This is a genomic window from Shigella sp. FC1544 (assembly GCF_001722145.1).
Lineage (GTDB): Bacteria > Pseudomonadota > Gammaproteobacteria > Enterobacterales > Enterobacteriaceae > Escherichia > Escherichia coli.
In genome coordinates, this window is sequence record NZ_MECT01000066.1 from 13,906 (window position 1) to 40,580 (window position 26,675).

The 26,675-nt window shown below is 52.5% G+C and carries 18 protein-coding genes, 2 pseudogenes and 1 riboswitch; of the genes and pseudogenes, 13 read left to right on the plus strand and 7 right to left on the minus strand.

Going from position 1 to position 26,675, the window contains the following annotated elements; all coding sequences use genetic code 11:
* Nucleotides 1–9: 9 nt before the first annotated feature.
* A complete protein-coding gene (gene ptsP / locus BGK49_RS05105; RefSeq protein WP_001174101.1) occupies nucleotides 10–2,511 on the minus strand; it encodes a phosphoenolpyruvate--protein phosphotransferase in 2,502 nt (833 codons plus the stop codon).
* 308 nt (nucleotides 2,512–2,819) lie between these two features.
* Here ptsP and BGK49_RS05110 point away from each other — a divergent pair, with 308 nt between their 5' ends.
* From BGK49_RS05110 to BGK49_RS05130, 5 genes and pseudogenes are all read left to right on the plus strand, one after another.
* On the plus strand, nucleotides 2,820–3,899 hold the full coding sequence (locus BGK49_RS05110) for a PTS fructose transporter subunit EIIC (RefSeq protein WP_001004458.1): 1,080 nt from the start codon (nucleotides 2,820–2,822) through the stop codon (nucleotides 3,897–3,899).
* Between the two features lie 14 nt (nucleotides 3,900–3,913).
* Nucleotides 3,914–4,234 (plus strand): PTS fructose-like transporter subunit IIB, encoded by a 321-nt coding sequence (locus tag BGK49_RS05115; protein WP_000161265.1) that lies wholly within the window; start codon nucleotides 3,914–3,916, stop codon nucleotides 4,232–4,234.
* A 50-nt stretch (nucleotides 4,235–4,284) separates the two neighbouring features.
* Nucleotides 4,285–6,582 carry a formate C-acetyltransferase gene (locus tag BGK49_RS05120; RefSeq protein ID WP_000184840.1) on the plus strand — a complete coding sequence of 766 codons (2,298 nt, stop codon included), beginning with the start codon at nucleotides 4,285–4,287 and terminating at the stop codon, nucleotides 6,580–6,582.
* Nucleotides 6,548–7,425, plus strand: a pseudogene (locus BGK49_RS05125) ([formate-C-acetyltransferase]-activating enzyme). The gene BGK49_RS05120 and the pseudogene BGK49_RS05125 overlap by 35 nt, the downstream one beginning before the upstream one ends.
* 1 nt (nucleotide 7,426) lies before the next feature.
* On the plus strand, nucleotides 7,427–7,768 hold the full coding sequence (locus tag BGK49_RS05130) for a PTS fructose-like transporter subunit IIB (protein ID WP_000323852.1): 342 nt from the start codon (nucleotides 7,427–7,429) through the stop codon (nucleotides 7,766–7,768).
* On the opposite strand, the gene BGK49_RS05135 is transcribed toward BGK49_RS05130, so the two are convergent.
* The 4 genes from BGK49_RS05135 to argE form a co-directional block, all read right to left on the minus strand.
* Entirely contained in the window at nucleotides 7,755–8,606 is an 852-nt protein-coding gene (locus BGK49_RS05135) for a helix-turn-helix transcriptional regulator (protein ID WP_000274584.1), read from the minus strand. The genes BGK49_RS05130 and BGK49_RS05135 overlap by 14 nt on opposite strands.
* A gap of 214 nt (nucleotides 8,607–8,820) precedes the next feature.
* Nucleotides 8,821–10,554 carry a phosphoethanolamine transferase CptA gene (locus BGK49_RS05140; protein WP_000556284.1) on the minus strand — a complete coding sequence of 578 codons (1,734 nt, stop codon included), beginning with the start codon at nucleotides 10,552–10,554 and terminating at the stop codon, nucleotides 8,821–8,823.
* A 182-nt stretch (nucleotides 10,555–10,736) separates the two neighbouring features.
* Nucleotides 10,737–13,388 carry a phosphoenolpyruvate carboxylase gene (gene ppc / locus BGK49_RS05145; RefSeq protein ID WP_001005587.1) on the minus strand — a complete coding sequence of 884 codons (2,652 nt, stop codon included), beginning with the start codon at nucleotides 13,386–13,388 and terminating at the stop codon, nucleotides 10,737–10,739.
* Between the two features lie 351 nt (nucleotides 13,389–13,739).
* The gene (gene argE, locus BGK49_RS05150) at nucleotides 13,740–14,891 is read right to left on the minus strand and encodes an acetylornithine deacetylase (protein WP_005044632.1); all 1,152 of its coding nucleotides are present in this window, start codon (nucleotides 14,889–14,891) and stop codon (nucleotides 13,740–13,742) included.
* A gap of 153 nt (nucleotides 14,892–15,044) precedes the next feature.
* Between argE and argC the strand changes: the two genes are divergently transcribed.
* The 4 genes from argC to oxyR all read left to right on the plus strand — a co-directional run bounded on the left by argC (nucleotide 15,045) and on the right by oxyR (nucleotide 19,449).
* A complete protein-coding gene (argC, locus tag BGK49_RS05155) occupies nucleotides 15,045–16,049 on the plus strand; it encodes an N-acetyl-gamma-glutamyl-phosphate reductase (protein WP_000935387.1) in 1,005 nt (334 codons plus the stop codon).
* Between the two features lie 7 nt (nucleotides 16,050–16,056).
* Nucleotides 16,057–16,833: an acetylglutamate kinase gene (gene argB / locus BGK49_RS05160; protein ID WP_077901192.1), complete on the plus strand. Its 777-nt coding sequence runs from the start codon at nucleotides 16,057–16,059 to the stop codon at nucleotides 16,831–16,833.
* Nucleotides 16,834–16,893: 60 nt separating this feature from the next.
* On the plus strand, nucleotides 16,894–18,267 hold the full coding sequence (argH, locus tag BGK49_RS05165; RefSeq protein ID WP_001230101.1) for an argininosuccinate lyase: 1,374 nt from the start codon (nucleotides 16,894–16,896) through the stop codon (nucleotides 18,265–18,267).
* A 264-nt stretch (nucleotides 18,268–18,531) separates the two neighbouring features.
* Entirely contained in the window at nucleotides 18,532–19,449 is a 918-nt protein-coding gene (gene oxyR / locus BGK49_RS05170) for a DNA-binding transcriptional regulator OxyR (RefSeq protein WP_001025939.1), read from the plus strand.
* Here the strand turns inward: oxyR and sthA are convergent.
* Complete coding sequence (gene sthA, locus BGK49_RS05175; RefSeq protein ID WP_001120824.1) at nucleotides 19,432–20,832, minus strand: Si-specific NAD(P)(+) transhydrogenase; 1,401 nt, start codon at nucleotides 20,830–20,832, stop codon at nucleotides 19,432–19,434. The genes oxyR and sthA overlap by 18 nt on opposite strands.
* A gap of 320 nt (nucleotides 20,833–21,152) precedes the next feature.
* Here sthA and fabR point away from each other — a divergent pair, with 320 nt between their 5' ends.
* Complete coding sequence (fabR, locus tag BGK49_RS05180; protein ID WP_122988064.1) at nucleotides 21,153–21,803, plus strand: HTH-type transcriptional repressor FabR; 651 nt, start codon at nucleotides 21,153–21,155, stop codon at nucleotides 21,801–21,803.
* Nucleotides 21,803–22,162 carry a YijD family membrane protein gene (locus tag BGK49_RS05185; RefSeq protein WP_000806411.1) on the plus strand — a complete coding sequence of 120 codons (360 nt, stop codon included), beginning with the start codon at nucleotides 21,803–21,805 and terminating at the stop codon, nucleotides 22,160–22,162. Before fabR ends, BGK49_RS05185 begins: the two co-directional genes overlap by 1 nt.
* A gap of 39 nt (nucleotides 22,163–22,201) precedes the next feature.
* On the opposite strand, the gene trmA is transcribed toward BGK49_RS05185, so the two are convergent.
* Entirely contained in the window at nucleotides 22,202–23,302 is a 1,101-nt protein-coding gene (trmA, locus tag BGK49_RS05190; protein ID WP_000187019.1) for a tRNA (uridine(54)-C5)-methyltransferase TrmA, read from the minus strand.
* Between the two features lie 113 nt (nucleotides 23,303–23,415).
* Nucleotides 23,416–23,605: riboswitch (cobalamin riboswitch) on the plus strand.
* A 54-nt stretch (nucleotides 23,606–23,659) separates the two neighbouring features.
* Here trmA and btuB point away from each other — a divergent pair.
* Both btuB and murI read left to right on the plus strand, forming a co-directional pair.
* Nucleotides 23,660–25,508: pseudogene (gene btuB, locus BGK49_RS05195) on the plus strand (TonB-dependent vitamin B12 receptor BtuB).
* On the plus strand, nucleotides 25,453–26,310 hold the full coding sequence (gene murI, locus BGK49_RS05200; RefSeq protein ID WP_000201819.1) for a glutamate racemase: 858 nt from the start codon (nucleotides 25,453–25,455) through the stop codon (nucleotides 26,308–26,310). The pseudogene btuB and the gene murI overlap by 56 nt, the downstream one beginning before the upstream one ends.
* Nucleotides 26,311–26,675 lie beyond the last annotated feature (365 nt).

The following is a 26,675-nucleotide window of genomic DNA, read 5'->3' on the forward strand; positions in this document are numbered from 1 at the left end:
TGTTTCCTTTTACAGTTCCAGTTCATGTTGCAGCAGGCTGGCGATAGCGTCGGCAGAGGCGGCGTTAACCAGCGCGTTACGGAATTCTTCGTGCATGATGCGGCGAGCGAGGCGCGAGAAAATGCGCATGTGCTGATCGCCCGCAGCGTGTTTGTTCAGGGTTAACATAATGATGAATTGCGCTTCATCATCGCCCCAGCGCACCGGCGCTTGCAGACGCGCCACGCTGATGGTGGATTGCTCAATGTGTTCTGATTTGCTGTGTGGAATGGCAAAACTAAAGCCCAGACCGGTAGAGAAAACGGCCTCGCGCGCCCATAAGTCGGCTTCCAGTTTACGCGGATAGCGGCAGCGGCCCGCCAGCAGCAGGTTATCGGTCATGCCTTTGAGCACTTCTTCTTTGCTGCGCCAGTCACTTTCCAGCGTGATGCACTCGGCGGTGACCAGCGGTGCGTCCTGTTGGATCATGCGGAATTGCGCCAGCAGGTGTTCCACTTCCAGCGAAGTACGGCAGGCCATTGCCTGGTTGAGCAACTTGCGGCACTCACGGCTATCAAGTTGCGCCATCCGCGCTTTCGCCGCCGGAATTGATGGTGCGCTCATGCTGAGTTCATCCAGCCCTAAGCCGACCAGCAACGGCAGCACGGAACCTTTCGCTCCCAGCTCACCGCACAGACCAATCCATTTGCCCTGGCGATGCACCGCCTGCACGGCGTAATCGAGCGCCCGCAAGAATGCCGGATTCAGGCTGTTGTAGTGACGAGTAACCTTAGCGTTATCGCGATCCACTGCCAGCAGATATTGCGTCAGGTCATTACTACCAATACTAAAGAAATCAATCTCTTCGCAGCATTGATCGATGATGAACATCACCGACGGTACTTCCAGCATAATGCCAAGCTGGATCTTCTCATCAAACGGAATGTGTTCGTTACGCAGTTGCTGTTTGGCTTCCGCCAGTTTTTCTTTCACCCATAAGATCTCTTCCATTGAGGAGATCATCGGGATCATGATTTTCAGGCTGCCGTGAGCGGAGGCGCGCAGGATCGACCGTAGTTGTGTGGTGAACAGCGAGGCGTATTCTTCATAAATACGCACAGCGCGATAACCGAGGAACGGGTTAGCTTCTGCCGGAATGTTCAGATAATCAACGGGTTTGTCGCCGCCAATGTCCATAGTGCGCACAATAATGCTGCGTCCGTTGGCAGACTCCAGCGCCTGACAAAAAATGTTGTACAGCTCGCTTTCGCCCGGTGCACTGGTGCGATCCATATAGAGCATTTCAGTGCGGAACAAACCAACGCCTTCCGCACCATTGCCGAATGCGGCCTGCGCTTCCACGGAGTGAGCGATGTTAGCGGCAATTTCAATGCGGATACCGTCAGCGGTACGGGCTTGTTGGGTCAGCCAGACACGCTGTTGCTCACGAAGGGCGTCCTGTACGCGGGCTTCTTGCTGATAATAACGGGCCACGGCTTCCCCTGGCTCAACCACAATCGCCCCGGCGTTGCCGTCGATATAAATCGTTTGATGCTGCCACGGAGTAAGGGCATCAATATCTACACCAACCAGTGTCGGAATGTTGAACGAACGGGCAAGAATTACGGTATGTGAGGTGGTGCCGCCACTTTTCAGTAACAGACCTTTGAGGTGATTTTTATCCAGTTCGAGGAATTGGCTGGGAGTCAGTTCATCAGCCATACAAATGGCGGGCTGCGTCAGTTTGCCCGGTGCCGGGAAGCGTTGCTCACCGTAGATTTGCTGGAGTAACTGGAAGCAGACGTCGCGTACGTCCAGGGCACGTTCTTGCAGGTAGCTGCTGCTGGAACGGGCGAACTCTTCGCAAAAGTGATTCGCACTGGCGACAATCGCTTCGGCACAGCTTAATCCCTCGCTGACGCCTGCCAGTAAGTGCTGACGTAAAGATGTATCGCCAGCCAGGGATCGGTGAGCTTCCAGTATCGCGCTGGTAGCACCGTCGCTATCCAGCAGACGAAACTCAATGTTTTTCAGTACCAGCGTCAGGCCATTTTCCAGTGCGGATTGCTCGGCGTCAACGTCTTTGGCTGCGGGAAGATTACTCAGCGCATTGAGATCTAAAGAAGAGATCGGCGTCAGAATGCCGCCTGCACTACCGCTGCACACGGTGCGGGCGCGGATAATTTGCGGATTCAGATTGGTCAGTGAAACCGGCAGTGGTTCCAGTTCGTCAGATTTAACTTCCGCCAGCGGCGCATCGCAGTGGGGGAATTCATCGCGCAGCCATTGGCTTAAACGCTGGTGCGCTTCCTGTTCGTCGGCCCCGGAAATCAGTAACTGGCAGTTATCGCCCGCCAGCGTATCGGTGCCAATCAGCGCAAGGGCGCTTTTGGCGTTGCCCTTGCGGTCAGTGCGCAGGTTATGCCACTCAATTTGTGATGAAAAAGTATTACACAGCGTTTCAACGTGGCTTGCCGGACGCGCATGTACGCCGTTAGGTAGCTCACAAATAAATTCCACAATCAGGGCCATTGCCTCTCTCCCGGTACGGTTTTCTGTTTACAGGATAAGAGCGCACGGCAACGGCCTGCCATGTGACAAATCTGCCAAAAGCTGGACAAATGTAATGTAACCGTCAATTTGCGGCGCGTCTCACAAGACGCCGTTTTGCGGCATGCTTCCGGTTTATCGCAAGTTATGAGGCGGATCGCATTTTTGTACTGATATTACAAAAGTCCAGTAAATGGCCTTTTTATCCACTGTTTGCTCCGCCTGCGATTGCCTATTGTTTCCTCCATCAAAAATATGGACATGGGCTTTCGCAAGCCCGGGAGCAGCTTATGAATGAGTTGGTGCAGATCCTGAAAAATACCCGTCAGCATTTAATGACGGGCGTTTCACACATGATTCCCTTCGTGGTATCGGGCGGTATTTTGCTGGCGGTTTCCGTCATGTTGTATGGCAAAGGCGCAGTGCCGGATGCCGTAGCCGATCCGAATTTGAAAAAACTGTTTGATATCGGCGTTGCAGGTTTGACGCTGATGGTGCCTTTCCTCGCCGCTTACATTGGTTACTCCATTGCAGAGCGTTCTGCGCTGGCTCCGTGCGCTATCGGTGCCTGGGTTGGTAACAGCTTTGGTGCGGGCTTCTTTGGTGCACTGATCGCCGGGATTATCGGCGGCATCGTGGTGCATTACCTGAAGAAAATTCCGGTGCATAAAGTTCTGCGCTCGGTGATGCCTATCTTCATTATTCCTATCGTCGGCACACTGATTACCGCAGGCATCATGATGTGGGGCTTGGGCGAGCCTGTAGGGGCGTTGACCAACAGCCTGACTCAGTGGCTTCAGGGGATGCAGCAGGGCAGCATTGTTATGCTGGCGGTGATCATGGGTCTGATGCTGGCGTTCGATATGGGCGGTCCGGTTAACAAAGTGGCCTATGCCTTCATGCTGATTTGCGTTGCTCAGGGTGTTTATACCGTGGTGGTCATCGCTGCCGTGGGTATTTGTATCCCGCCGCTGGGGATGGGGCTGGCGACGCTGATTGGTCGTAAAAATTTCTCCGCAGAAGAGCGCGAAACCGGCAAAGCGGCACTGGTGATGGGCTGTGTTGGCGTTACTGAAGGGGCGATTCCTTTCGCCGCTGCCGATCCGCTGCGTGTCATTCCTTCCATCATGGTCGGTTCAGTTTGTGGTGCAGTAACTGCGGCGCTGGTCGGTGCGCAGTGCTATGCAGGCTGGGGTGGTCTGATTGTGCTGCCGGTGGTTGAAGGCAAGCTGGGTTATATCGCAGCAGTGGCTGTCGGAGCAGTGGTGACGGCTGTTTGTGTGAACGTGCTGAAAAGTCTGGCGCGTAAAAATGGGTCTTCGACTGATGAAAAAGAAGACGACCTGGATTTGGATTTTGAAATTAATTAATTGAGGAACGAGCCATGACGAAAATTATTGCAGTAACCGCATGTCCTTCAGGTGTTGCCCATACCTATATGGCAGCAGAGGCGCTGGAAAGTGCCGCGAAAGCGAAAGGCTGGGAAGTGAAAGTAGAAACCCAGGGGTCAATTGGTCTGGAAAATGAACTGACTGCGGAAGATGTGGCGAGCGCTGATATGGTGATTCTGACCAAAGATATCGGCATCAAGTTTGAAGAGCGTTTTGCTGGCAAGACCATCGTGCGCGTCAACATCAGCGATGCAGTAAAACGTGCTGACGCCATTATGAGCAAAATTGAAGCTCACCTGGCGCAAACCGCTTAAGTTCTTCTCCCGCTCGCAAGGGCGGGTTCGCTTTCCCACAGGAGTTCCTCATGACGAATCGTATCTCTCGCCTCAAAACTGCACTGTTTGCCAATACCCGTGAAATCTCGCTGGAGCGGGCGCTGCTTTATACCGCCAGCCATCGGCAAACCGAAGGCGAACCGGTGATATTGCGCCGGGCGAAAGCAACAGCGTATATCCTTGAACATGTTGAAATTTCGATTCGTGATGAAGAACTGATTGCCGGTAACCGCACCGTAAAACCGCGCGCCGGGATTATGTCGCCGGAAATGGACCCTTACTGGCTGCTGAAAGAGCTGGATCAATTCCCGACGCGTCCGCAGGACCGCTTTGCTATCAGCGAAGAAGATAAACGTATCTATCGTGAAGAGTTGTTCCCGTACTGGGAAAAACGTTCGATGAAAGATTTCATCAACGGGCAGATGACGGATGAAGTAAAAGCCGCGACCAGCACGCAGATTTTCAGCATTAACCAGACGGATAAAGGCCAGGGGCACATTATTATTGATTACCCACGCCTGTTGAATCACGGGCTGGGGGAGTTGGTGGCACAGATGCAGCAACATTGTCAGCAACAGCCGGAGAATCACTTTTATCAGGCAGCGCTGTTACTGCTGGAAGCCTCGCAGAAACACATTTTGCGTTACGCCGTACTGGCGGAAACGATGGCGGCAAACTGCACAGATGCCCAGCGTCGCGAAGAACTGCTGACTATTGCGGAGATCTCTCGCCATAACGCCGAACATAAGCCGCAGACGTTCTGGCAGGCGTGCCAGTTATTCTGGTACATGAACATCATTCTGCAATACGAATCCAACGCCAGTTCGCTGTCTTTAGGGCGCTTCGACCAGTATATGTTGCCGTTCTATCAGGCATCTTTAACCCAGGGCGAAGATCCGGCGTTCCTGAAAGAACTGCTCGAATCTTTATGGGTGAAATGCAACGACATCGTGCTGTTGCGCTCCACCAGCAGCGCGCGTTATTTCGCAGGTTTCCCGACCGGCTATACCGCACTGCTCGGCGGGTTAACCGAGAACGGACGTAGCGCGGTGAACGTGCTTTCGTTCCTTTGCCTTGACGCCTATCAAAGCGTGCAATTACCGCAACCGAACCTCGGCGTGCGCACTAACGCCTTGATCGACACGCCATTCCTGATGAAAACCGCCGAAACCATTCGCCTCGGCACCGGTATTCCGCAAATCTTTAACGATGAAGTGGTGGTACCAGCGTTCCTCAACCGTGGCGTTTCGCTGGAAGATGCGCGCGACTATTCCGTAGTGGGCTGTGTGGAATTATCTATTCCCGGCAGAACCTACGGCTTGCATGACATCGCGATGTTTAATCTGCTGAAAGTGATGGAAATCTGCCTGCATGAAAATGAAGGCAATGCTGCGCTGACTTATGAAGGTTTACTGGAGCAGATCCGCGCCAAGATCAGCCACTACATCACCCTGATGGTTGAGGGCAGCAATATTTGTGATATCGGCCATCGCGACTGGGCACCTGTACCGCTGCTCTCGTCTTTTATCAGCGATTGTCTGGAAAAAGGTCGCGATATTACCGATGGCGGCGCGCGTTATAACTTCTCCGGCGTACAGGGGATCGGTATCGCCAACCTGAGCGATTCTCTCCATGCGTTGAAAGGGATGGTTTTTGAGCAACAGCGTTTAAGTTTTGACGAATTGCTGTCGGTATTAAAAGCCAACTTTGCAACGCCAGAAGGCGAAAAAGTCCGCGCTCGCTTAATTAACCGCTTTGAGAAATATGGTAACGATATCGACGAGGTGGATAACATTAGCGCCGAACTGTTGCGCCACTACTGCAAAGAAGTGGAAAAATACCAGAACCCGCGCGGTGGTTACTTCACGCCGGGATCGTATACCGTTTCTGCTCACGTCCCGTTGGGGTCGGTGGTTGGCGCGACGCCAGACGGTCGTTTTGCCGGAGAACAGCTGGCAGACGGCGGCTTGTCACCTATGCTGGGCCAGGACGAACAAGGGCCAACAGCGGTACTGAAGTCAGTCAGTAAGCTCGATAATACGCTGCTGTCTAACGGTACGTTGCTGAACGTGAAATTCACTCCGGCGACCCTGGAAGGTGAAGCGGGATTACGCAAACTGGCCGACTTCTTACGGGCGTTTACCCAGCTTAAGTTGCAGCATATTCAGTTTAACGTGGTGAACGCCGACACGTTGTGGGAAGCGCAACAGCGCCCACAAGATTATGCCGGGCTGGTGGTGCGCGTTGCCGGATACAGCGCCTTCTTTGTCGAACTGTCGAAGGAGATCCAGGATGACATCATCCGCCGGACAGCGCATCAGCTGTAACGTTGTGGAAACGCGCCGCAATGATGTGGCGCGCATTTTCAACATTCAGTGTTATTCACTGAATGACGGCGAGGGCATTCGTACGGTGGTCTTTTTTAAAGGCTGTCCGCATCTTTGCCCGTGGTGTGCTAATCCGGAGTCGATCTCCGCAAAATCCAGACGGTACGCAGAGAGGCGAAATGTCTGCACTGTGCGAAATGTTTGCGTGATGCGGATGAATGCCCCTCCGGGGCGTTTGAACGGATTGGTCGCGATATCAGCCTTGACGCTCTGGAACGGGAAGTGATGAAAGATGACATTTTTTTTCGCACGTCCGGCGGCGGCGTCACGCTTTCTGGCGGCGAAGTGTTAATGCAGGCGGAGTTTGCTACCCGTTTTTTACAGCGACTGCGGCTGTGGGGTGTCTCATGTGCCATTGAAACTGCCGGAGACGCACCAGCCAGCAAGCTGTTACCGCTGGCGAAATTGTGCGATGAAGTGTTGTTCGATTTAAAAATTATGGACGCGACTCAGGCGCGGGATGTGGTGAAGATGAACCTGCCACGCGTACTGGAGAACCTGCGTTTGCTGGTGAGTGAGGGTGTCAACGTGATCCCGCGTTTGCCGCTGATCTCCGGTTTCACACTCAGCCGGGAGAATATGCAGCAGGCGCTGGACGTGCTGATCCCGCTGAATATCAGGCAGATCCATCTGTTGCCGTTTCATCAGTACGGCGAGCCGAAATACCGCCTGCTGGGGAAAACATGGTCGATGAAGGATGTTGCTGCGCCGTCATCAGCCGATGTGGCAACGATGCGCGAAATGGCAGAACGGGCCGGATTTCAGGTTACCGTGGGAGGTTAAAATGGCATACCTGGTGGCAGTAACCGCCTGCGTAAGCGGCGTGGCGCATACTTATATGGCGGCGGAACGGCTGGAAAAGTTGTGCCAGTTAGAGAAGTGGGGCGTCAGCATTGAAACTCAGGGCGCGCTGGGAACGGAGAATCGTTTAGCGGACGAGGATATCCGTCGGGCGGATGTTGATCTGTTGATTACGGATATCGAGCTTGCCGGTGCCGAGCGATTTGAACATTGCCGCTATGTGCAATGCAGCATCTACGCATTCCTGCGTGAGCCGCAGCGGGTAATGAGCGCGGTGCGCAAAGTGCTTTCTGCGCCGCAGCAAACCCATCTTATTCTGGAGTAGTCGGTTTTTCTATCAGTTGGCTGTGGTACTGCCGGCGATATTCCGACGGCGAGCGTTCGGTGTTTTTACGAAACAGACGGCAGAAGTAGTTGCTGTCGACAAAGCCGCAGGCGTGCGCCACTTCTTTTACCTTCAGGTCATAGCCTTTCAATAACGTCTTAGCGTGCTCCAGTCGCGTGTGATTCAGGTATTCGTTAAAACCAATGGCCCCCGTTTTTTGAAACAGGTGCGAGAGATAGTTTGGTGAAATATAGAATGCCTGTGCGACAGATTCGCGGGTAAGCGCGGAGGCATAGCGTTCGTCGATATAATCGCGAATAGCTTCAAATAGTGCCTGGCTGCGTGAGGCGGTCTGGATTTGGCTGCCGAGCAAATCGCGGCAGTGGCTAAGCAGGCTGGCTACGATAAGCCTTGCCGTTTGCTGCTCCTGCGGCTGCATTTGCATTTCATTGAGCGTTTGTAGCAGAAAAGAACCTATACGTGGGCCGCGTCGGGCGACGTGTTGCTTCGCCAGATTTTGATATTGTTTGCCATCCCATTGCACGACGCTGAAGCCGAGTTGCTGTTTGCCAAACAGCACGCTAAAGGTGGTAGCGGGTGTTTTCCATTGTGGGAAATTCCAGCCACCAGCGGCAACGTACAGCACATCGCCGGGAACTAACGTTGCTCCAGCGCCGGTATCAACAAACTCACCTTCCAGCACAATTTCCAGCCGTGGAAAATCGACCTGATACGCAAGATCGGGCACCGGGCCGTTACTGCTGGCAAAGTAAATCTGGCGCAGGGACAGCGGGCCGTTGATCAGGCGGGAGAGCAGATAGCTGATGTCGTGATACATGTTATTCCCTTAGGTATGTAGACGGGAAAACAGTAACTGGCATTATTAAAAAAGGCCACCTGAAAAGTGTGGCCTGAGGGGAGTTCGATGTAAACATTGCGGCAGTTGTATTGCCGGATGTGGCGTAAACGCCTTATCCAGCCTACCGCCGCGATCTGTAGGCCGGATAAGACGCGTCAAGCGTCGCATCCGGCAAATAGCGCCTGGCTGATAATTACTGATTACCTACCTGGTCGCCATACGGCAGAGTGTCGTAATCGATCAGCGCGTTTTTCTTGTACGGGTTACCAATCCAGCGGGTAGTTTCTTTGAACTGCGGATTCACCACTGAACGGGTTGGATCGTAACCGTCGTAAGATAAGCCCGCCAAATCTGACCAGGTGTGGATCAGTTCCGCCAGGCTGTATTTACGATCGACATCCTGTGAGAAATCACGGGGATGAGTCGCTTGCCATTTTTCCGACGTCCACAGCAGGAACGGAATGGTGTACATGTGGCGCGTCGGGTTGTCTTCGTTACGCCCCTGAGTTTTGTGCGGCGGCGTGTCGTAAACCTCTTCACCGTGGTCAGAGAAGTAAACCAGGAATCCGTTCGGGTCTGCCGCTTTAAAGTCTTTAATCAGGCTGGCAACCACATGATCGTTATACAAGTTAGCGTTGTCATAATCGTTATATGATTCCAGCTCTTCTGCGCTTAATCCTGGCGGAACATGATCGGTATTGCCATCAAACTTGCCCTGATTTTCCGGGTAGCGGTATTTGTATTTGATATGCGTACCCAGCAGATGAACGATGATCAGTTTCTTCGGCGCAGGGTCATTCAGCACATCCTGGAACGGCTTCAGCACGTTGGTGTCGTATTCACGCGCACTCTGCGTACGTTGCTGGTTCATGTAGTACTGCTTGTCGGTCTGGCGCGAAAATACCGTCAGCATGGTATTGCGGGCGGTCATCGTCTGCTGGTTGGTGATCCAGAAGGTTTTATAACCCGCCTGTTTCATCATGTTCATCAGCGACGGCTGCGTCAGATACAGATCCGGGTTCTTTTCATTGGCAAAGGTCAGCGCCTGTTGCAGGATTTCAATGGTGTACGGACGAGACGTAACTACGTTATTAAACACGGTCAGATTCGGATCGGTTTTATGCAGCGCATCCAGCTCCGGCGTGGTTTCACGCGGATAACCGTACAGACTCATGCGTCCGCGCTGGGTCGACTCGCCAATCACCAGCACTAAAGTGCGCGGTTCGTTACCCGATTCATCTTTGAAATTAGCCAGTGGCGGCAAGGCATTATTTTCATTCAGTAACTTTGTTAGCGAGTTTAGTTGCTGACGATACTGATAATAGCCGGTCAGGAATTGCCACGGTGCGGCAGGCTCCATACGCGAGGCCAGGTTATCCAACGTTTTCTCAAACGGCTTGTTTTTGATAAACGTATTCATGGCGATCGGATGCAGAATCAAGCCATAAAGCAGGGCAAAAGAGACAACATGACGCCACGGCTTTGGAATATAGACCGGGCGCAGGCGTGTCCACAGCAGAACTGCCACCGCCGTATAGGCCAGCGCGATAAGCACAATTTTCAGGCTGAAATACTGGCTTAAATACTCGCTGGCTTCGTTGGTGTTGGTTTCGAACATCACAAACAGAACGCTCTGCGAGAACTCCTGCCCGTAGATGACGTAGTAGCATAGCGCCGCCAGAGAGGCCGCCCATAGCACCACGCCGATTACTGCGGCAATAATTTTAATCCGCTTCGGAAAGAGGAATACCGGGATCAACCACAGCGAGCTGAATAACAGCGAGTCGCGAATGCCGTTGGTGCCACTATAACCACTGATGTAAATAATGGCCTGTAGCAGAGTAGAGAAAAACCAAAAGTAGAGCAGTGCCCAACCCAGGGCTTTCCAGCTAAAAAGGGGTTTAGCCTGGACTTCTGTGGAATGCATAGTAAGAACCTGTCTTGAAAAAAATATCGCCGAATGTAACGACAATTCCTTAAGGATATCTGAAGGTATATTCAGAATTTGAATAAAATGCAGACAGAAATATATTGAAAACGAGGGTGTTAGAACAGAAGTATTTCAGAAAACCCTCGCGCAAAAGCACGAGGGTTTGCAGAAGAGGAAGATTAGCCGGTATTACGCATACCTGCCGCAATCCCGGTAATAGTGACCATTAACGCTTGTTCGACGCGAGGATCCGGTTCCTGGCCTTCTTTTTCTGCCTGGCGGGAGCGGTGCAGCAACTCGGCCTGCAATACGTTCAGCGGGTCGGTGTAAATATTCCGTAGCTGAATAGACTCTGCAATCCACGGCAGATCGGCCATCAGATGGGAATCGTTGGCAATCGCCAGCACCACTTTGATGTCTTCTTCTTGCAGATTGCGTAACTCTTTACCTAACGGCCACAGTGCTTTGTCTACCAGGCGTTGGTCATAGTATTCCGCCAGCCACAGGTCTGCTTTGGCGAAGACCATCTCCAGCATGCCGAGACGCGTCGAGAAGAATGGCCAATCGCGGCACATAGCCTCCAGCTCGCTCTGTTTGCCGTCTTCGACCACTTTTTGCAGCGCCGTACCTGCACCCAGCCAGGCGGGGAGCATCAGACGGTTTTGCGTCCAGGCGAAGATCCACGGAATGGCGCGTAGTGACTCGACGCCGCCGGTTGGGCGACGTTTCGCCGGACGTGAACCCAACGGCAGTTTGCCCAGTTCTTGTTCCGGCGTAGCGGAGCGGAAGTAAGGCACAAAATCTTTGTTTTCACGTACGTAGCCGCGGTAGACATCGCAGGAGATGACTGACAGTTCATCCATAATGCGACGCCAGCTCTCTTTCGGCTCCGGCGGTGGCAGCAGGTTGGCTTCCAGAATCGCCCCGGTATAAAGCGACAGGCTGCTGACGGTGATTTCTGGCAGACCATATTTAAAGCGGATCATCTCGCCCTGTTCGGTTACGCGCAGGCCGCCTTTCAGGCTTCCTGGCGGTTGTGACAGCAGTGCCGCATGGGCAGGTGCGCCGCCGCGACCAATGGAACCGCCGCGACCGTGGAACAACGTCAGCTCAATACCCGCTTTTTCGCAGGTTTTGATTAATGCATCCTGTGCCTGATATTGCGCCCAGGACGCTGCCATCACGCCCGCATCTTTTGCTGAGTCGGAATAGCCAATCATCACCATCTGTTTGCCCTGAATCAGGCCGCGATACCAGTCGATATTGAGCAGCTGGGTCATGACATCGTTGGCGTTGTTCAGGTCATCGAGGGTTTCAAACAGCGGAGCAACCGGCATCGCAAACCCGATACCCGCTTCTTTCAGCAGCAGGTGGACAGCCAGTACGTCGGACGGCGTTTTCGCCATCGAGATCACGTAGGCGGCAATGGAGCCTTGCGGCGCTTCGGCAATCACCTGGCAGGTATCGAGCACTTCGCGCGTTTCGGCGCTTGGTTGCCAGTTGCGCGGCAGAAGCGGACGTTTGGAGTTCAGTTCGCGGATCAGGAACGCCTGTTTGTCGGCCTCTGACCAGCTTTCGTAGTCGCCGATACCGAGGTAGCGGGTCAGCTCGCCCAGCGCTTCGGTATGGCGGGTGCTCTCCTGACGGATATCAATACGGACCAGCGGTACGCCGAAACATTTCACGCGGCGCAGGGTGTCGAGCAGATCGCCGTTGGCGATAATACCCATGCCACACGCCTGAAGTGACTGGTAGCAAGCGTAGAGCGGTTCCCACAGTTCTTCGTTTTGTGTCAGCAGGCCTTCTGGTTTTGGCAGTTCTTCGCCTTTCAGGCGCGCTTCCAGCCATGCCTGTGTCGCCATCAGGCGAGAACGCAGGTTTTTCATCAGATAGCGATACGGTTCTGCGGCACCTTCTTCGCCAACCAGCGCCAGCAGTTCAGGGGTCGCTTCAACCATCGACAGTTCAGAAACCAGCACCTGAATATCTTTCAGGAACAAATCGGTGGCTTTCCAGCGGCTGAGTAGCAGGACGTGGCGGGTGATATCGGCAGTGACGTTCGGGTTGCCGTCGCGGTCGCCGCCCATCCACGAAGTAAAACGGACCGGAACAAATTCGACGGGCAGTTTGTAGCCGAGGTTCTCTTCCAGTTGTTCGTTCAGTTCGCGCAGGTAATTTGGTACGCCTTGCCACAGGCTGTTTTCCACTACGGCAAAGCCCCATTTGGCTTCATCTACCGGGCTTGGACGCAGCTTACGGATTTCATCGGTATGCCATGACTGGGCGATTAACTGGCGCAGGCGACGCATCAGCTGGTTGTGTTCGTAGTCAGCGATATCTTTGTTATCGAGCTGTTTTAAACAGGCGTTCACTTCCACCATTTTGTGGATCAGTGTACGACGGGTAATTTCGGTAGGGTGAGCCGTGAGGACCAGTTCCAGCGACAGCGATTCCACTGCTTTTTTGATGGTGTCTTCGCTCAGTTCCGGCTGGTTTTTCAGTTTACGCAGGGTGCGGGCGATCACTTCCGGGTTGCTGGCAGCTTCGCCTTTCGGCGAAATGCTGTGGTATTGCTCGGCGGTGTTGGCCAGGTTCAGGAACTGACTAAACGCACGCGCAACGGGCAGCAGCTCGTCGTTCGACAAATTTTGTAAGGTGGTGAGTAACTCCTGGCGGTTAGCATCATTGCCAGCGCGTGAAGATTTGGACAACTTACGGATAGTTTCTACGCGTTCAAGAATGTGTTCTCCCAACGCATCCTTGATGGTTTCTCCCAGCACTTTGCCGAGCATACTGACATTACTACGCAATGCGGAATATTGTTCGTTCATATTACCCCAGACACCCCATCTGATCGTTTGATAGCCCTGTATCCTTCACGTCGCATTGGCGCGAATATGCTCGGGCTTTGCTTTTCGTCGTCTTTTATAAAGCCACGTAAAAGCGGTGACGTCAAATGCTGCGAAATCGCTTCAGCAAACGAATAAATAGCAGGAATTTACGCCATTAAATTCACGACGCTTTAAATAAGCGTAACTTATGGAAATGTTAAAAAATCGCCATACATAACACCAAAGGTGTAGGTCGGATAAGATGCGCAAGCATCGCATCCGACATTATTGCGGCACCGGAGTTTGGCAACGGTGCCGGATGCGGCGCGAGCGCCTTATCCGGCCTACGTTTTAATGCCAGCAAAAATGGTGAATTACCTGGATAATCAACTCACGGGTGGGTTTAATAAACCGCGTCTCCAGATATTCATCAGGCTGATGAGCTTGATTGATGGAACCCGGACCGAGCACCAGCGTCGGGCATAACGTTTGAATAAACGGCGCTTCGGTACAGTAATTCACCACTTCGGTTTTTGCTCCGAGCAATTTCTCAACCACTTCAACCAGTTGATGATTCGGTGGGCATTCATAGCCAGGGATCGGCGGATGCAGCTCGTCGACCGTCAGACGACCCGGCCAGCGTTCGCTCACCGGAGCCAATGCATCGTTGAGCAAACCATTAAGTTCATTGAGTGTCATGCCAGGCAGCGGACGAATATCCATATGCAACTCACAGCAAGCGCAAATACGGTTAGAAGCGTCGCCACCGTGAATATGCCCGAGGTTGAGCGTAGGGTATGGCACGGTAAATGCTTCGTAGTGATAACTTTCTTTCAGGTTATCGCGCAATTGCAAAATATGCCCGATGGCGTCGTGCATTAGTTCGATAGCGTTAACTCCGCGTGCTGGATCGCTGGAGTGCCCCGACTGGCCCTGAATACGGATGGCGTTAGAGATATGACCTTTATGTGCGCGTACCGGTTGTAGTGACGTCGGTTCGCCAATGATGGCGCAATCCGGGCGCAGGGCGGTAGTTTCGGCAAAATAACGCGCTCCGGCCATACTGGTTTCTTCATCAGCAGTCGCCAGAATGTAGAGCGGTTTTTTCAGTTTCGTGACGTCGACATCGCGTAGCGCATCAAGGATAAACGCAAAAAAGCCTTTCATGTCGGCGGTGCCTAAGCCGTAAAGCTTGCCGTCATGCTCCGTCAGTGTAAACGGATCGCGCGTCCAGCGACCGTCATCAAATGGCACCGTATCGGTATGCCCCGCCAGCAACAAGCCGCCAGCCCCCTGTCCGATACTTGTCAGCATATTGAATTTGTTGCGAGTTCCTGGAACAGGCTGCACTTCCACATTGAAGCCCAAATCTTTAAACCAGTCCGCCAGCAGAGTGATTAAATCTGCATTGCTTTGATCGAGTGCCTCTTCCGTAGCGCTTATTGAAGGTGTGGCAATCAGAGCGCGGTAAATATCGATAAATGGCGGTAATTTGTTTTTCATTGTTGACACACCTCTGGTCATGATAGTATCAATATTCATGCAGTATTTATGAATAAAAATACACTAACGTTGAGCGTAATAAAACCCACCAGCCGTAAGGTGAATGTTTTACGTTTAACCTGGCAACCAGACATAAGAAGGTGAATAGCCCCGATGTTGAATACGCTGATTGTGGGTGCCAGCGGCTACGCTGGCGCAGAGCTAGTGACCTATGTAAATCGCCATCCGCATATGAACATAACCGCTTTGACTGTTTCAGCGCAAAGCAATGATGCGGGAAAGTTAATCTCCGATTTGCATCCGCAGCTAAAAGGCATCGTTGAGCTGCCGTTGCAGCCGATGTCGGATATCAGCGAGTTTAGCCCAGGGGTGGACGTAGTGTTTCTCGCCACCGCCCATGAAGTTAGCCACGATTTAGCGCCGCAGTTTCTTGAAGCGGGCTGCGTGGTGTTCGACCTTTCCGGCGCGTTTCGTGTTAACGACGCCACCTTCTATGAAAAATATTACGGCTTTACCCATCAATACCCGGAACTGCTGGAACAGGCAGCCTACGGTCTGGCGGAGTGGTGCGGTAATAAATTAAAAGAAGCGAATTTGATTGCGGTGCCAGGCTGTTATCCGACGGCGGCACAGCTGGCGCTGAAACCGTTGATTGATGCCGATCTTCTTGACCTCAATCAGTGGCCGGCGATCAACGCCACCAGCGGCGTGAGCGGTGCAGGACGTAAGGCAGCGATTTCAAATAGTTTTTGTGAAGTTAGCCTGCAACCGTATGGCGTCTTTACTCATCGCCATCAACCAGAGATCGCCACACACCTCGGTGCTGACGTTATCTTCACCCCACATCTGGGCAATTTCCCGCGCGGCATTCTCGAAACCATTACCTGCCGCCTGAAATCGGGTGTGACCCAGGCGCAAGTCGCGCAAGTGTTACAGCAGGCGTATGCCCATAAACCGCTGGTGCGGCTGTATGACAAAGGCGTTCCGGCGCTGAAAAATGTCGTTGGGCTGCCATTTTGCGATATCGGGTTTGCCGTTCAGGGCGAGCATCTGATTATTGTGGCGACCGAAGACAACTTACTGAAAGGCGCGGCGGCACAAGCGGTACAGTGCGCCAATATTCGTTTCGGCTATGCGGAAACGCAGTCTCTTATTTAAGGGTGCAATGATGAATCCATTAATTATCAAACTGGGCGGCGTACTGCTGGATAGTGAAGAGGCGCTGGAACGTCTGTTTAGCGCACTGGTGAATTATCGTGAGTCACATCAGCGTCCGCTGGTGATTGTGCACGGCGGCGGTTGCGTGGTGGATGAGCTGATGAAAGGGCTGAATCTGCCGGTGAAAAAGAAAAACGGCCTGCGGGTGACGCCTGCTGATCAGATAGACATTATCACCGGAGCACTGGCGGGAACGGCAAATAAAACCCTGTTGGCATGGGCGAAGAAACATCAGATTGCGGCCGTAGGTTTGTTTCTCGGTGATGGCGACAGCGTCAAAGTGACCCAGCTTGATGAAGAGTTAGGTCATGTTGGACTGGCGCAGCCAGGTTCGCCTAAGCTTATCAACTCCTTGCTGGAGAACGGTTATCTGCCGGTGGTCAGCTCCATTGGCGTAACAGACGAAGGGCAACTGATGAACGTCAATGCCGACCAGGCGGCAACGGCGCTGGCGGCAACGCTGGGCGCGGATCTGATGTTGCTCTCCGACGTCAGCGGCATTCTCGACGGCAAAGGGCAACGCATTGCCGAAATGACCGCCGCGAAAGCAGAACAACTGATTGAGCAGGGCATTATTACTGACGGCATGATAGTGAAAGTGAACGCGGCGCTGGATGCGGCCCGCACGCTGGGCCGTCCGGTAGATATCGCCTCCTGGCGTCATGCGGAGCAGCTTCCGGCACTGTTTAACGGTATGCCGATGGGTACGCGGATTTTAGCTTAAGTTTTGTTAGCCGGAGGCGCAGCTTTCCGGCATTGAATTTCAAAATAAGGAAACAGAGTTATGGCACTTTGGGGCGGGCGTTTTACCCAGGCAGCAGATCAACGGTTCAAACAATTCAACGACTCACTGCGCTTTGATTACCGTCTGGCGGAGCAGGATATTGTTGGCTCTGTGGCCTGGTCCAAAGCCCTGGTAACGGTCGGCGTGTTAACCGCAGAAGAGCAGGCGCAACTGGAAGAGGCGCTGAACGTGTTGCTGGAAGATGTTCGCGCTAGGCCACAACAAATCCTTGAAAGCGACGCCGAAGATATCCATAGCTGGGTGGAAGGCAAACTGATCGACAAAGTGGGCCAGTTAGGCAAAAAGCTGCATACCGGGCGTAGCCGTAATGATCAGGTAGCGACTGACCTGAAACTGTGGTGCAAAGATACCGTTAGCGAGTTACTGACGGCTAACCGGCAGCTGCAATCGGCGCTGGTGGAAACCGCACAAAACAATCAGGACGCGGTAATGCCAGGTTACACTCACCTGCAACGCGCCCAGCCGGTGACGTTCGCGCACTGGTGCCTGGCCTATGTTGAGATGCTGGCGCGTGATGAAAGCCGTTTGCAGGATTCGCTTAAGCGTCTGGATGTCAGCCCATTAGGCTGTGGCGCGCTGGCGGGAACGGCCTATGAAATCGACCGTGAACAGTTAGCAGGCTGGCTGGGCTTTGCTTCGGCGACCCGTAACAGTCTGGACAGCGTTTCTGACCGTGACCATGTGTTGGAACTGCTGTCGGCTGCCGCTATCGGCATGGTGCATCTGTCGCGTTTTGCTGAAGATCTGATTTTCTTTAACACCGGCGAAGCGGGGTTTGTGGAGCTTTCTGACCGCGTGACTTCCGGTTCATCATTAATGCCGCAGAAGAAAAACCCGGATGCGCTGGAGCTGATTCGCGGTAAATGCGGTCGGGTGCAGGGTGCGTTAACCGGCATGATGATGACGCTGAAAGGTTTGCCGCTGGCTTACAACAAAGATATGCAGGAAGACAAAGAAGGTCTGTTCGACGCGCTCGATACCTGGCTGGACTGCCTGCATATGGCGGCGCTGGTGCTGGACGGCATTCAGGTGAAACGTCCACGTTGCCAGGAAGCGGCTCAGCAGGGTTACGCCAACGCCACCGAACTGGCGGATTACCTGGTGGCGAAAGGCGTACCTTTCCGCGAGGCGCACCATATCGTGGGTGAAGCGGTGGTGGAAGCCATTCGTCAGGGCAAACCGCTGGAAGATCTGCCGCTCGACGAGTTGCAGAAATTCAGCCACGTGATTGGCGAAGATGTCTATCCGATTCTGTCGCTACAATCGTGCCTCGACAAGCGTGCGGCAAAAGGCGGCGTCTCACCGCAGCAGGTGGCCCAAGCGATTGCTTTTGCGCAGGCGCGGTTGGGGTAAGAACATTTATATGTACAAATTTGAGCCTGGCTTATCGCCGGGCTTTTTTATGGCAAAAAAGCGGATCCTGGAGATCCGCAAAAGTTCACGTTGGCTTTAGTTATTCGAGTTGAGAAACTCTCGAAACGGGCAGTGACTTCAAGGGTTAAAAGAGGTGCCGCTCCGTTTCTGTGAGCAATTATCAGTCAGAATGCTTGATAGGGATAATCGTTCATTGCTATTCTACCTATCGCCATGAACTATCGTGGCGATGGAGGATGGATAATGAATATTCGTGATCTTGAGTACCTGGTGGCATTGGCTGAACACCGCCATTTTCGGCGTGCGGCAGATTCCTGCCACGTTAGCCAGCCGACGCTTAGCGGCCAAATTCGTAAGCTGGAAGATGAGCTGGGCGTGATGTTGCTGGAGCGGACCAGCCGTAAAGTGTTGTTCACCCAGGCGGGAATGCTGCTGGTGGATCAGGCGCGTACCGTGCTGCGTGAGGTGAAAGTCCTTAAAGAGATGGCAAGCCAGCAGGGCGAGACGATGTCCGGACCGCTGCATATTGGTTTGATTCCTACGGTTGGACCGTACCTGCTGCCGCATATTATCCCGATGCTGCACCAGACATTTCCAAAGCTGGAAATGTATCTGCATGAAGCACAGACCCACCAGTTACTGGCGCAACTGGACAGCGGCAAACTCGATTGCGTGATCCTCGCGCTGGTGAAAGAGAGCGAAGCATTCATTGAAGTGCCGTTGTTTGATGAGCCAATGTTGCTGGCTATCTATGAAGATCACCCGTGGGCGAACCGCGAATGCGTACCGATGGCCGATCTGGCAGGGGAAAAACTGCTGATGCTGGAAGATGGTCACTGTTTGCGCGATCAGGCAATGGGTTTCTGCTTTGAAGCCGGGGCGGATGAAGATACACACTTCCGCGCGACCAGCCTGGAGACACTGCGTAACATGGTGGCGGCAGGTAGCGGGATCACTTTACTGCCTGCGCTGGCTGTGCCGCCGGAGCGCAAACGCGATGGGGTTGTTTATTTGCCGTGTATTAAGCCGGAACCTCGCCGCACGATTGGCCTGGTTTATCGTCCTGGCTCACCGCTGCGCAGCCGCTATGAGCAGCTGGCAGAGGCCATCCGCGCAAGAATGGATGGCCATTTCGATAAAGTGTTAAAACAGGCGGTTTAAGCCATTTAGCGCAGCTACCCGATAGGCTTCTGCCATCGTCGGGTAGTTAAAGGTGGTGTTGACGAAGTACTCAATAGTGTTGCCGCCACCTTTCTGTTCCATAATCGCCTGACCGATATGAATAATTTCGGCAGCGCGCTCGCCAAAGCAGTGAATACCCAGAATCTCTTTTGTTTCCCGATGGAACAAAATTTTCAGCGTGCCCACGTTCATGCCGACGATTTGTGCGCGTGCCAGATGTTTAAACTGGGCGCGGCCCACTTCATATGGCACTTTCATTGCGGTCAGCTGCTGTTCGGTTTTGCCCACAGAGCTGATTTCCGGGATGGTGTAAATGCCGGTAGGGATATCTTCAATCAGATGTGCGGTGGCTTCGCCTTTTACCAGCGCCTGCGCGGCAATGCGCCCCTGGTCATAGGCCGCTGATGCCAGGCTCGGATAACCAATCACGTCGCCCACCGCGTAAACGTGCGGCTGTGCGGTCTGATACATGCTGTTGACCTTCAGCTGTCCGCGGCTGTCAGTTTCCAGCCCAATGTTCTGTAACGCCAGCGAATCGGTATTACCGGTGCGACCGTTGGCATAGAGCAGGCAGTCAGCTTTCAGTTTTTTACCCGACTTCAAATGCATGATCACACCATCGTCACAGCCTTCGATCTTCTCGTACTCTTCGTTGTGACGAATCACTACGCCACTGTTCCAGAAGTGATAGGAGAGAGAATCTGACATCTCTTGATCGAGAAATGCCAGCAGGCGATCGCGGGTGTTGATCAGATCCACTTTTACATCCATACCGCGGAAGATCGACGCATATTCACAGCCGATCACTCCAGCACCATAGATAAGTACATGGCGCGGTTCGTGGTGCATGCTAAGAATTGAGTCGCTGTCGTAAATGCGTGGATGGGTGAAATCAACATCTGTTGGATGATATGGACGAGAGCCGCAGGCAATAACAAATTTTTCAGCGGTTAGTGTTTCGACGCTGCCGTCCGGGCAATCCAGCACCAACGTATGCTCGTCAACAAAGCGAGCGTTCCCCTGCAATATTTCACAGTGATTACGTTCGTAAAATCCCTGACGCATGCGCGTTTGTTGATTAATCACGTTATCGGCATGGTTAAGGATATCGGCAAAAGAAGAGCGGAGCAGTCGGGAATGGTCGCTGTATAGTGGGTTTTGATTGAATTCTATAATGCGGCTGACGGCGTGACGGAGAGCTTTCGACGGGATGGTGCCCCAGTGGGTGCAACCGCCGCCAACATTTTGATAACGCTCGATAACTGCGACGCGCGCACCTTGCTTAACCAGGCCCATTGCAGCGCCTTCGCCGCCGGGGCCGGAACCTATTACTATGGCATCGTAATCGTAGGAATGTGGCATGGTAGGGCTTACCTGTTCTTATACATAAAAGCAACAGAATGGTAACATTTTATCGCGGGTAAGCCAATTGATCCCCGTCATTTATCTGGCTATATCCTGAGCGGCCTTTGCTTTGTCTGTTTCTTACTTTTGCCCTGACGTTTTATTGGATTTTTATCGACGATACTCTCCGTTTAAGCGGCAGGTTTCCGCTGTACGTAAAAGAACCGGCCAGTAAATATGTTTTATTGCGTTACCGTTCATTCACAATACTGGAGCAATCCAGTATGTTCATTCTCTGGTATAGTGCCAGCAGTACTTTTGGCAAGGATTCAGACATCGTGATGGGCATAAGAGCGCAACAAAAAGAAAAAACCCGCCGTTCGCTGGTGGAAGCCGCATTTAGCCAATTAAGTGCTGAACGCAGCTTCGCCAGCCTGAGTTTGCGTGAAGTGGCGCGTGAAGCGGGCATTGCTCCCACCTCTTTTTATCGGCATTTCCGCGACGTAGACGAACTGGGTCTGACCATGGTTGATGAGAGCGGTTTAATGCTACGCCAACTCATGCGCCAGGCGCGTCAGCGTATCGCCAAAGGCGGGAGTGTGATCCGCACCTCGGTCTCCACATTTATGGAGTTCATCGGTAATAATCCTAACGCCTTCCGGTTATTATTGCGGGAACGCTCCGGCACCTCCGCTGCGTTTCGTGCCGCCGTTGCGCGTGAAATTCAGCACTTCATTGCGGAACTTGCGGACTATCTGGAACTCGAAAACCATATGCCGCGTGCGTTTACTGAAGCGCAAGCCGAAGCAATGGTGACAATTGTCTTCAGTGCGGGTGCCGAGGCGTTGGACGTCGGCGTCGAACAACGTCGGCAATTAGAAGAGCGACTGGTACTGCAACTGCGAATGATTTCGAAAGGGGCTTATTACTGGTATCGCCGTGAACAAGAGAAAACCGCAATTATTCCGGGAAATGTGAAGGACGAGTAATGAAACAAGCAAATCAAGATAGAGGTACGCTGCTGCTGGCGTTAGTTGCTGGCTTATCGATTAATGGTACTTTCGCAGCGCTGTTTAGCTCCATTGTGCCATTTTCTGTATTCCCGATTATTTCCCTGGTGCTGACGGTTTACTGCCTGCATCAACGTTATCTTAATCGCACTATGCCGGTAGGCTTGCCGGGTCTGGCAGCTGCCTGTTTTATTCTCGGCGTACTGCTGTACAGCACGGTAGTTCGTGCGGAATATCCGGATATCGGCTCTAACTTCTTCCCGGCAGTACTCTCCGTCATTATGGTGTTCTGGATTGGCGCGAAGATGCGTAACCGTAAGCAGGAAGTTGCTGAGTAATCGGTATTATGCCGGATGCTGGCGCATCCGGCATGGGTTTTACTTCGCGGTCAGTAATACGCCGCACTCCATATGGTGCGTGTAGGGGAACTGATCAAACAGAGCCAGACGTTCGACCTTGTGCGTCTGGCTTAATGTTTCCAGATTCTTGCATAACGTTTCCGGGTTACAGGAGATGTACAAAATACACGGATACGCCTGCACCATTTTCTCGGTTTCACTGTCCAGACCGCTGCGCGGTGGGTCGACAAAAATGGTTTCGCACTGATAACTCTTTAAGTCGATCCCTTGCAGGCGGTTAAACTCGCGCACACCATTCATCGCCTGAGTAAATTCTTCTGCCGCCATACGAATAATTTGTACGTTATCAATATGGTTAGCTGCGATGTTGTATTGCGCAGCAGCAACCGACGGCTTAGCGATTTCGGTGGCTAATACCCGATCAAAATTGCGCGCCAGCGCTAATGAAAAGTTACCGTTGCCGCAGTACAGCTCCAGTAAATCGCCTTTTGAGCCTTTGGTTACGTCCAGCGCCCATTCCAGCATCTGAATATTCATCGCCGCGTTCGGCTGGGTAAAGCTGTTTTCTACCTGACGGTAGATCATCTCTTTCCCTGCGACCGGCAGACGCTCGTCGATGTAATCTTGATCCAGCTCGATTTTGGTTTTCGTTGCCCGACCAATCAGATGCACATTCAGATTCTGCGCGCGCAGTGCATCGCGCAGGGCCTCCGCTTCCTGACGCCACTCATCATCCAGCTTCTTATGGTATAGCAGGGAAACCACCGCCTGATTACTCAGCGTGGTGAGGTAATCAATCTGGAACAACTTGTGGCGCAGAACGGGATTATTACGCACACCCGCAATCATCGCCGTCATCAACTGGTTGATAAGTTCACTGGCGGCGGGGAAGCTATCCACGCGGATACGGCTTTTGGTTTGTTGATCGAAAATGATGTGATACAGGTCATCGCCATCGTGCCAGATGCGGAACTCCGCACGCATCCGGTAATGACTGACCGGCGAGCGAAACACTTCCGGAACCAGGTCAGAAAACGGTGCCATCATACTTTGCAAACGTACCACTTTTTCGGCTAACTGCGCTTCATACTGTTCTGTTGGAAGGTGTTCGGGGGTCATGATGTATCCTGAAAAATTAAAGTACGCGGCGATTGTAGGGATTGCTCATCAGATGTCCAGATCTTGATGAATTCCTATTTGTGAGCTACGTCTGGACAGTAACTTGTTACAACCTGTAGCATCCACTTGCCGGTCCTGTGAGTTAATAGGGAATCCAGTGCGAATCTGGAGCTGACGCGCAGCGGTAAGGAAAGGTGCGATGATTGCGTTATGCGGACACTGCCATCCGGTGGGAAGTCATCATCTCTTAGTATCTTAGATACCCCTCCAAGCCCGAAGACCTGCCGGCCAACGTCTCATCATCGCGTAATATTGATGAAACCTGCGGCATCCTTCTTCTATTGTGGATGCTTTACAATGATTAAAAAAGCTTCGCTGCTGACGGCGTGTTCTGTCACAGCCTTTTCCGCTTGGGCACAGGATACCAGCCCGGATACTCTCGTCGTTACTGCTAACCGTTTTGAACAGCCGCGCAGCACTGTGCTTGCACCAACCACCGTTGTGACCCGTCAGGATATCGACCGCTGGCAGTCGACCTCGGTCAATGATGTGCTGCGCCGTCTTCCGGGCGTCGATATCACCCAAAACGGCGGTTCAGGTCAGCTCTCATCTATTTTTATTCGCGGTACAAATGCCAGTCATGTGTTGGTGTTAATTGATGGCGTACGGCTGAATCTGGCGGGGGTGAGTGGTTCTGCCGACCTTAGCCAGTTCCCTATTGCGTGCGCTTGTCCAGCGTGTTGAATATATCCGTGGGCCGCGCTCCGCTGTTTATGGTTCCGATGCAATAGGCGGGGTGGTGAATATCATCACGACGCGCGATGAACCCGGAACGGAAATTTCAGCAGGGTGGGGAAGCAATAGTTATCAGAACTATGATGTCTCTACGCAGCAACAACTGGGGGATAAGACACGGGTAACGCTGTTGGGCGATTATGCCCATACTCATGGTTATGATGTTGTTGCCTATGGTAATACCGGAACGCAAGCGCAGACAGATAACGATGGTTTTTTAAGTAAAACGCTTTATGGCGCGCTGGAGCATAACTTTACTGATGCCTGGAGCGGCTTTGTGCGCGGCTATGGCTATGATAACCGTACCAATTATGACGCGTATTATTCTCCCGGTTCATCGTTGCTCGATACCCGTAAACTCTATAGCCAAAGTTGGGACGCCGGGCTGCGCTATAACGGCGAACTGATTAAATCACAACTCATTACCAGCTATAGCCATAGCAAAGATTACAACTACGATCCCCATTATGGTCGTTATGATTCGTCGGCGACGCTCGATGAGATGAAGCAATACACCGTCCAGTGGGCAAACAATGTCATCGTTGGTCACGGTAGTATTGGTGCGGGTGTCGACTGGCAGAAACAGACTACGACGCCGGGTACAGGTTATGTTGAGGATGGATATGATCAACGTAATACCGGCATCTATCTGACCGGGCTGCAACAAGTCGGCGATTTTACCTTTGAAGGCGCAGCACGCAGTGACGATAACTCACAGTTTGGTCGTCATGGAACCTGGCAAACCAGCGCCGGTTGGGAATTCATCGAAGGTTATCGCTTCATTGCTTCCTACGGGACATCTTATAAGGCACCAAATCTGGGGCAACTGTATGGCTTCTACGGAAATCCGAATCTGGACCCGGAGAAAAGCAAACAGTGGGAAGGCGCGTTTGAAGGCTTAACCGCTGGGGTGAACTGGCGTATTTCCGGATATCGTAACGATGTCAGTGACTTGATCGATTATGATGATCACACCCTGAAATATTACAACGAAGGGAAAGCGCGGATTAAGGGCGTCGAGGCGACCGCCAATTTTGATACCGGACCACTGACGCATACTGTGAGTTATGATTATGTCGATGCGCGCAATGCGATTACCGACACGCCGTTGTTACGCCGTGCTAAACAGCAGGTGAAATACCAGCTCGACTGGCAGTTGTATGACTTCGACTGGGGTATTACTTATCAGTATTTAGGCACTCGCTATGATAAGGATTACTCATCTTATCCTTATCAAACCGTTAAAATGGGCGGTGTGAGCTTGTGGGATCTTGCGGTTGCGTATCCGGTCACCTCTCACCTGACAGTTCGTGGTAAAATAGCCAACCTGTTCGACAAAGATTATGAGACAGTCTATGGCTACCAAACTGCAGGACGGGAATACACCTTGTCTGGCAGCTACACCTTCTGAACCACGTCCCACCGTGCTGGTGTTTGACTCCGGCGTCGGTGGGTTGTCGGTCTATGACGAGATCCGGCATCTCTTACCGGATCTCCATTACATTTATGCTTTCGATAACGTCGCTTTCCCGTATGGCGAAAAAAGCGAAGCGTTTATTGTTGAGCGAGTAGTGGCAATTGTCACCGCGGTGCAAGAACGTTATCCCCTTGCGCTGGCTGTGGTCGCTTGCAACACTGCCAGTACCGTTTCACTTCCTGCATTACGCGAAAAGTTCGACTTCCCGGTTGTTGGTGTCGTGCCGGCGATTAAACCTGCTGCACGTCTGACGGCAAATGGCATTGTCGGATTACTGGCAACCCGCGGAACAGTTAAACGTTCTTATACTCATGAGCTGATCGCGCGTTTCGCTAATGAATGCCAGATAGAAATGCTGGGCTCGGCAGAGATGGTTGAGTTGGCTGAAGCGAAGCTACATGGCGAAGATGTTTCTCTGGATGCACTAAAACGTATCCTACGCCCGTGGTTAAGAATGAAAGAGCCGCCAGATACCGTTGTATTGGGTTGCACCCATTTCCCTCTACTACAAGAAGAACTGTTACAAGTGCTGCCAGAGGGAACCCGGCTAGTGGATTCTGGCGCAGCGATTGCTCGCCGAACGGCCTGGTTGTTAGAACATGAAGCCCCGGATGCAAAATCTGCCGATGCGAATATTGCCTTTTGTATGGCAATGACGCCAGAAGCTGAACAATTATTGCCCGTTTTACAGCGTTACGGCTTCGAAACGCTCGAAAAACTGGCAGTTTTAGGCTGATTTGGTTGAATGTTGCGCGGTCAGAAAATTATTTTAAATTTCCTCTTGTCAGGCCGGAATAACTCCCTATAATGCGCCACCACTGACACGGAACAACGGCAAACACGCCGCCGGGTCAGCGGGGTTCTCCTGAGAATTCCGACAGAGAAAGCAAAAATAAATGCTTGACTCTGTAGCGGGAAAGCGTATTATGCACACCCCGCGCCGCTGAGAAAAAGCGAAGCGGCACTGCTCTTTAACAATTTATCAGACAATCTGTGTGGGCACTCGAAGATACGGATTCTTAACGTCGCAAGACGAAAAATGAATACCAAGTCTCAAGAGTGAACACGTAATTCATTACGAAGTTTAATTCTTTGAGCATC

What these genes read in the sequence shown, in the direction of transcription:
- ptsP (WP_001174101.1), bottom strand. Translation starts at nt 2,511, where the DNA reads ATGGCCCTGATTGTGGAATTTATTTGTGAGCTACCTAACGGCGTACAT.
- BGK49_RS05120 (WP_000184840.1), top strand. Translation starts at nt 4,285, where the DNA reads ATGACGAATCGTATCTCTCGCCTCAAAACTGCACTGTTTGCCAATACC.
- argB (WP_077901192.1), top strand. Translation starts at nt 16,057, where the DNA reads ATGATGAATCCATTAATTATCAAACTGGGCGGCGTACTGCTGGATAGT.
- argC (WP_000935387.1), top strand. Translation starts at nt 15,045, where the DNA reads ATGTTGAATACGCTGATTGTGGGTGCCAGCGGCTACGCTGGCGCAGAG.
- BGK49_RS05110 (WP_001004458.1), top strand. Translation starts at nt 2,820, where the DNA reads ATGAATGAGTTGGTGCAGATCCTGAAAAATACCCGTCAGCATTTAATG.
- argH (WP_001230101.1), top strand. Translation starts at nt 16,894, where the DNA reads ATGGCACTTTGGGGCGGGCGTTTTACCCAGGCAGCAGATCAACGGTTC.
- trmA (WP_000187019.1), bottom strand. Translation starts at nt 23,302, where the DNA reads ATGACCCCCGAACACCTTCCAACAGAACAGTATGAAGCGCAGTTAGCC.
- argE (WP_005044632.1), bottom strand. Translation starts at nt 14,891, where the DNA reads ATGAAAAACAAATTACCGCCATTTATCGATATTTACCGCGCTCTGATT.
- BGK49_RS05115 (WP_000161265.1), top strand. Translation starts at nt 3,914, where the DNA reads ATGACGAAAATTATTGCAGTAACCGCATGTCCTTCAGGTGTTGCCCAT.
- murI (WP_000201819.1), top strand. Translation starts at nt 25,453, where the DNA reads ATGGCTACCAAACTGCAGGACGGGAATACACCTTGTCTGGCAGCTACA.
- BGK49_RS05130 (WP_000323852.1), top strand. Translation starts at nt 7,427, where the DNA reads ATGGCATACCTGGTGGCAGTAACCGCCTGCGTAAGCGGCGTGGCGCAT.
- sthA (WP_001120824.1), bottom strand. Translation starts at nt 20,832, where the DNA reads ATGCCACATTCCTACGATTACGATGCCATAGTAATAGGTTCCGGCCCC.
- BGK49_RS05140 (WP_000556284.1), bottom strand. Translation starts at nt 10,554, where the DNA reads ATGCATTCCACAGAAGTCCAGGCTAAACCCCTTTTTAGCTGGAAAGCC.
- BGK49_RS05185 (WP_000806411.1), top strand. Translation starts at nt 21,803, where the DNA reads ATGAAACAAGCAAATCAAGATAGAGGTACGCTGCTGCTGGCGTTAGTT.
- ppc (WP_001005587.1), bottom strand. Translation starts at nt 13,388, where the DNA reads ATGAACGAACAATATTCCGCATTGCGTAGTAATGTCAGTATGCTCGGC.
- BGK49_RS05135 (WP_000274584.1), bottom strand. Translation starts at nt 8,606, where the DNA reads ATGTATCACGACATCAGCTATCTGCTCTCCCGCCTGATCAACGGCCCG.
- oxyR (WP_001025939.1), top strand. Translation starts at nt 18,532, where the DNA reads ATGAATATTCGTGATCTTGAGTACCTGGTGGCATTGGCTGAACACCGC.